At 37.5% G+C, this 1901-nt stretch carries 1 protein-coding gene; it reads right to left on the reverse strand.

Going from position 1 to position 1901, the window contains the following annotated elements:
- Positions 1-1616: RNA polymerase recycling motor HelD (gene helD / locus V7659_RS29215; RefSeq protein ID WP_335543547.1), on the reverse strand; the 1616-nt coding region annotated here is incomplete at its 3' end.
- Between the last annotated feature and the right edge of the window lie 285 nt (positions 1617-1901).

Raw genomic sequence — 1901 nt, forward strand, 5'->3', positions numbered from 1 at the left:
GACTTACGCCCCTCAATTAAATCCTGGAGATACACGTATGGTGTAGCATCCTCATATGGAATGACTTTCTCATTTAATTTATCCATCGTCTGTCTGCAAATTTTATTCCACTCAACCGGCAGGCTTTTATCCATATATTCAGCTTGCTTAAATAACTGGCAATAAACGCGTGGAGCATCAACAAACCGTAAACTTTTTACGCGTGTAAATAATGGCTTGAACTTCTCTTTGACGACCATTTCTGCAAGAAACTTTTGCTCCTGCTCAAAATCATCAAAAGAATTACCGGAAAATTGATTCTTCTCCTGAAGCTTTTTGAAAGCCTCCATAAAATCTTCTTTTTCGAGGTATTGGATTTCATCTTCCACCCAACTCCTTGATCGCTCTTGTCTAACTTTTCGCTTTAGATCTCTTAACAACCATTCTTTAACAAGCTTCATTCGATTAGGAATGGTAATGTGATCCTCTAAAGAATAAAAATAATCATGAATCTCCTTTTTAGAGATTAATACATCTCCTCTAAATTTTAAATCCCTAAAAATTAGACCCTTTTGAGATAAACCCTTCGCGTATTGTTCAATAATATTCTTAAAGTCCAAACTTGCTTTAAAGCGAATCCCCTCAACTCTTTCATGATAATCCTTTTCATCCTTCCCACTTAGCAAATACTCCATCTGGGTAAAAGGATCTTCCACATCAAATTCCTTCCCTAATCGGGAATTCAGGTATTCCTGAAAAGTGGATTGCTGCATATTTTCTTCCCCAAGCTCAGGTAAAACTGTGGCAACATAGCTATTAAATAGCGGGTTAGGCGAAAATAACATAATGTTTTCTGAATTTAAGGTCCCACGATAACGATAGAGCAGGTAGGCAACCCGTTGCAGGGCTGCAGACGTTTTACCACTCCCCGCAACTCCTTGTACGATCAGTATTTTTGCACGTTCATTGCGAATAATTTCATTTTGCTCTCGTTGAATAGTAGCAACAATGCTTTTCATTTGAGTGCTCGCATTGTTTCCAAGGACCTCCTGAAGCATTTCATCCCCAATCGTTACCCCTGTATCAAACATCCCTTTAATCTCGGAGGCTTTAATAATAAATTGACGCTTTAAGCTCATTTCGCCTTCAATCATTCCTTCTGGGATTTTATATTGAGCCGGGCCTGGTGAGTAGTCATAATAGAGGCTTGATATGGGTGCGCGCCAATCATAAATTAAGAAATTTTCATCATGTTCGTCCATCAAGGATGCAATTCCAAGGTATACCTGGTCCATGGCGGCTTCCCCTTTTTCTAAAAAATCGATCCGGCCAAAGTATGGGGAATACTTTAATCTTGACAGTGTGTTAAGCTGTTTATCCAACTGTTTATGTGTCCGCTCACGTTCAGAGAGGAGTTCAACCTGCTGTTTGATACTCGCTGCTGTTTCAATTACATCATCAGGTTCATCTAAATTGACGGTTACATCTTCCCAAAATTCTTTACGAATCTCAAGGACATCCGCACCTACTTTTCCTGCATTTGATTTTAATTTATTTATTTTTTTATCGATCTCTTTTACCACTGAAGTGACTCTTGTTTGTTCCATTTGCCAGTCTTTGCTTAGTAAATCACTCATCCAACCACTCTCCAGGTAAGTTTTGGTCAATTGTTGACAATTGAATCGAATTGTGTTAATGTTATAATAGGTATTTTTTAAACAATTGCATAATAAATAATTTATGCCAACTGTCATTTTATCATGCTGCCCCAACATTTTCAAGAAGATTATCACTACGAATCAAAAACGCCTTTTGGGCGTTTTTTTATTGTCAATTTTCCTTTTACAGCACCGATAAATCTACAACCTTTCCTTTATAAAAAACTCAATCCGCCATTTTAACTTATAAAGATAGTATTGGAA

The organism is Neobacillus drentensis (genome assembly GCF_036966985.1).
GTDB lineage: Bacteria > Bacillota > Bacilli > Bacillales > Cytobacillaceae > Neobacillus > Neobacillus drentensis_E.